4 protein-coding genes are annotated in these 4,546 nt (G+C 48.3%); 2 read left to right on the forward strand and 2 right to left on the reverse strand.

The features are described 5' to 3' along the window. The first annotated feature begins 66 nt into the window (after nt 1-66). Entirely contained in the window at nt 67-369 is a 303-nt protein-coding gene (locus tag WKK33_RS05695) for a hypothetical protein (RefSeq protein ID WP_337932887.1), read from the forward strand. Between the two features lie 19 nt (nt 370-388). After that, nucleotides 389-1,546, forward strand: coding sequence for a nucleoside recognition domain-containing protein (locus WKK33_RS05700; RefSeq protein ID WP_337469740.1), 1,158 nt, complete (start codon nt 389-391; stop codon nt 1,544-1,546). A 171-nt stretch (nt 1,547-1,717) separates the two neighbouring features. Here WKK33_RS05700 and WKK33_RS05705 read toward each other — a convergent pair whose 3' ends face one another. Further along, complete coding sequence (locus tag WKK33_RS05705; protein ID WP_337932889.1) at nt 1,718-2,842, reverse strand: ATP-binding protein; 1,125 nt, start codon at nt 2,840-2,842, stop codon at nt 1,718-1,720. Between the two features lie 414 nt (nt 2,843-3,256). Then, nucleotides 3,257-3,826: a sugar O-acetyltransferase gene (locus tag WKK33_RS05710; RefSeq protein ID WP_337932890.1), complete on the reverse strand. Its 570-nt coding sequence runs from the start codon at nt 3,824-3,826 to the stop codon at nt 3,257-3,259. Between the last annotated feature and the right edge of the window lie 720 nt (nt 3,827-4,546).

The raw sequence follows: 4,546 nt of genomic DNA on the forward strand, positions 1-4,546 counted from the left end.
AAATATCAAATATATAACTATAGTTAAGCGATTAATATCGCATCACTAGTATTTAAGGATTGCTCGGTGATGGCGCGCGTTGACTATCGTGTGCTGCCTCAGTTGAGCCTTTATGGCAAGTTTACCTACGACGTGAACCGTGCCGAGAAGGAGGCCGACAAGTGTGTTTTGCCGGGCACGGAGCTTACCGCCATTGGCGGTGGCGTAGAGGCTTACCCATTGAAGGGCAAGTCGGATGTGCGCGTCAGCCTGAGCGTGGCCCATTCTACGGGCACCAACTCGAACCCCGCGGGGACGATGTTGGACGACCAAACGACGGTGCGACTGGGTCTTGTGGCTAAGTTGCATGTGTTATCATGGAAAAAATAACCATTAAGCGAATATTGTTATGGCAAAGTTTAACAAGAATGGCAAAAAGCTTTTGCCAAGTGGTGTTTGGTGTTTAATCTGCGTTGTTGTGTTGTTCGGTTATTTGGGTTTCGTTATGGGCGTTCCCAACATGCTCAACACCATCATGAAGACAGCCCACGACCTCTTGCTCAACACCGTGTTCTACCTGATGAGTATCTGTGTGATTACGGGTGCCTTGGGCCGTGTGTTCGTAGAGTTTGGCTTGGTGGCCTTGCTCCAGCGCGCGCTCCGTCCCCTGATGGGTCCCATCTTCAATCTGCCGGGTGTGACGTCGCTGGGAGCCGTCATGACCTTCCTCTCCGATAACCCCGCCATCATTTCGCTTGCCAACGATAAGCGTTTTGCGAGCTATTTCAAGAAATACCAATTCATCTCACTTACCAACTTCGGTACCGCTTTCGGTATGGGCTTGCTTGTCATCGTGTTCATGGCGAGCCAGGGGTTCTATGCCGCGCCGCTCATCGGTTTGCTGGGCGCTTGCATTGGTTGCGTGTGCTCCACACGTCTCATGCAGCGTTTCGTGCTGAAGGCTTATCCCGAATATGCCGTTGAGGATGCCGTTTCGCCCGAGGAGATTGCCGAGGAGGAAGAAGAGGAAGACGAGAATCACAAGAAGACGGTGTTTATTCGCTTGCTCAACTCCATGCTCGACGGTGGCCGAAGTGGTGTGGAGGTGGGTCTGTCCATCATTCCCGGTGTGCTTATCATCTCTACCTGCGTGATGATCTTTACCTTCGGCCCTGCCGAGGACGGCACTTATTCGGGCATCGCTTACCAGGGCGTAGAGTTGTTGCCTTGGCTTGCCAACAAGATCGATTTTGTTTTTGAGTGGCTCTTTGGTTTCCACGATCCTCATCTTGTGGCGTTCCCCATCACGGCTCTCGGTGCGGTGGGCGCTTCCCTGAGCTTGATTCCTGGCTTCATCGCCCATGGTTGGATTGATGGCAACGCCATTGCCGTGTTTACCGCCATTGGTATGTGCTGGAGCGGATTCTTAAGCACCCACACCGCCATGCTCGACTCACTTGGCTATCGCGACCTGACTCCTAAGGCCATCACCGCGCATTTCATAGGCGGATTGGTTGCAGCCGTTGCAGCCCACTGGATGTTCTTCCTGTTCACGTTGGTGGCGTGATAGGGCAAGACAAAGCATAAAATGACCAGGAAGTTTTCCATTCTTTATTCAGGAAAGATGGGAAACTTCCTGTTTTGTTTTTGCTGATGGTGTAGAACCTTCATAGGCATTACCCACATTCAATTCGCAAGGCTATGCCATGTAGCTAATATCCACTGTGCCGCTATCGCGCTACATCATTTCTCTTTTAAACCAAAGCTCAAATACACTATCAGCAAGGAATATACCATCTTTCTCAATGGCGATAATCTCTTTGTCAACCAAGCTTTTCTTTATACGGTCTATATTCGACTTACTACCCAATGGATATATTTCGGAAACCGCTTGAGTGGTAAATCCTGAATGTATGTCTTTGCACAAAAGACGAATGAAGTTGAGCTGATAGGTCGTGAGCCCCTCTGTCTGTTGTATAAAGAGACTGCTGTTTTGCTCCAACAGGGCCCTCAAGCCTTCTTCGAAACTCTCCTCGCTTACCTCTTTCTCTGTTTCAGCCATAACGTTCCATGCAAGTTGCTGCACATAAGATGAGTAATTCTTTACCACTTGGCATATTCTGCCAGCATACTCTTCTGTTATCTTCTTGCCGTACTTCTCGAATCGAGAGCAGATGAAGGGAACCCAATATTCCGTAGGAATACACTTGAGATGCAGCATCTCCCCAAACTGATAAAAAGGCATACGACGATTTTGGAAAATATTTTCCATCAGATGCTTCTTACTGCCAAAGAAGCAATAAGACGCATTTTGATGATGCTGCCAAACGCCGCGTAGACGTTTTTGTATGGTCAGCGAGTCTGTGAACTCGCCTATCTGCTGAAACTCATCAATACATACTACAAGGCGAACGCCTTGTTCCTTGGCAATACGTTCAGGAAGATTCAAAATTTCCTCAGGAGAATAATCCTTGGGCGTTATTCCCAATGATACAGAAAACTCAGAGTTGGGTTCTGGGCTAAATGAAATTTTTGGCGAGATTCTAACCAAGAAACGCTTGATGTTCTCCATTACTTGCTCCAAATGGTTGCCAGTGGACTTCATGATTGTTTCGGCAAATCGGTTATAGAAATCATATTCACTTCTGCAATCATAGATGTCCATGTAGACGATTTTTAGCATAGGGTCGTCAATCTCGGAAATCACCTTTTTTATAAGAGAGGTCTTACCCATGCGTCTTGGAGATATAAGAATAACATTAACGCCATTTTCAAAGTCGAGCTTGATACGCTTGGTTTCTTCAATTCGGTCTGTAAAGTTATTGCCACCGACCGACATGCCATATACAAAAGCTTTCTCCATAATCTTTACTCCTTTCTCAATTAGATCACAAAGGTAATGAAAAAGAATGTGGTTCACAAGGTTGTGGACCACAAAGTTGTGAACTTGATTGAAAAATCTTATGGAGAATCCCGAGAAGACATGGAATGATATCCTTGCAAAGGAGATGCAAAAAGCGCCACCAGGACCAAGTCTTTTCGATTAGGGGGCTTACTTTTGGAAAATAATGCCCGAAGTCCTATTTTACGGGGCTTCGGGGAGGATATTTATGCTCTTTGGAGTTTTACCGGACAGCTGTGATATAGGAGGTAACGACAAATATGAAACGAACGTTGCACAACAGAAACCATCATCACCATCCTGCTCACTATCGGCGCAACGAGGCGCAAGCGCAGATAGTGGAAGCAAGCCGTGGGAACATCATGATTTCTTCTGCTATTCCATTTCCCCTGCGTCGATCCTCTTGATGACCTTGGCGGGGTTGCCTGCTGCGATGCAGTTTGAGGGAATGTCTTTCACCACCACGCTGCCCGCTCCGATGGTTACGTTGTCGCCGATGGTCACACCGGGCAGTATGGTTACGCTACCGCCCAACCAGCAGTTGTTGCCGATGGTCACGGGCTTAGCCCATTCCTGCCGCGAGTTTCGCTCAGTGGGGTCGGTGCTGTGGCATGCGGTGTAGATGCTCACGTTGGGACCGATGAAGCAGTTGTCGCCGATGGTTACCTTCGCCTCGTCGAGCACGGTGAAATTGAAGTTGGCAAAGAATCGCTTGCCCACCCGTATGTGTTTGCCGAAGTCGCAATGGAACGGTTGGTTGATAAACGTGTCCTCGTAGGCCTTTCCCAGGATCAGCCTGATCATCTTGTTGCGCTCAGCGTGATGGGTGGGTCGTATTTGGTTATACTCCCAGCAGCGGTCGTGGCAGGCGTACAGTTCTTTCACGAGGTCGGCGTCGGGCGCGTTGTAAACCATCCCGGCCTGTTGTTTTTCGTATTCAGTCATCGTTTTCGTGTTTTTGTTGTATGGATGGCGCCCCCTTCGGGCCATTATGGTTTGCTCCCTTATTGTGCAGAAGCCGCCATTCGGCTGCAAAGGTATATGTTTTGCTGCAAAAAATCCTTGCGCCATTAGCCTTTTGTTGACTTTGGCTGGTCGGTGTTTTGCCCTGATTCTCGCCATTTGTGCTTGCAAAAGTCGGGGGGGGGGGCTGTCGCCAGCGTTGGTGTGTAGCCGATGGCGAGCCATGGTTTCAGCGTCGTCGTTGGGTGCTCCAGGAATATGCGTGCAATCAAAATATTATACTTTTCCGGCATTTGAGGCCATTTTGCTCCGGAAGTTGTGGCTGTTTTGTTCCGGCATTTGTGACCATTTTGTTCCGGAAGTTGTGACCATTTTGTTCCGGCATTTGTGGAAAAACTGAAGGTGGGTTGGCGACGAGAGGTTGTGAAGGAACTTCGTCGCCCCTGTTTCTCTCACGGTTTTTTATGGCTCATCCGACATTTGGAGTGATTTGAAGTGCGCATCACATCTAATAGCTCTGGCCTCAGACGGCTTTCACAACGAATAGTTAATTTAGCCTCAGACGGCGTCGCTCGGCTCTGCCGCTTTCGTAGCGCCAGCGGAGAAAGCGAATTTTCGAATTTTTTCTAATTGCGTTAGCCAAATTAGTTCAAATTGGTAATCGTAAAACGATTATATCAATTCGCTTTCTATGTTAAAATC

It is taken from the genome of Hallella sp., from assembly GCF_037460745.1.
GTDB classification, from domain to species: Bacteria; Bacteroidota; Bacteroidia; order Bacteroidales; family Bacteroidaceae; genus Prevotella; species Prevotella faecis.

Bases quoted from the DNA above. Each gene is read 5' to 3' on its own strand.
- WKK33_RS05710 (WP_337932890.1), bottom strand. From the start codon at position 3,826: ATGACTGAATACGAAAAACAACAGGCCGGGATGGTTTACAACGCGCCC.
- WKK33_RS05705 (WP_337932889.1), bottom strand. From the start codon at position 2,842: ATGGAGAAAGCTTTTGTATATGGCATGTCGGTCGGTGGCAATAACTTT.
- WKK33_RS05700 (WP_337469740.1), top strand. From the start codon at position 389: ATGGCAAAGTTTAACAAGAATGGCAAAAAGCTTTTGCCAAGTGGTGTT.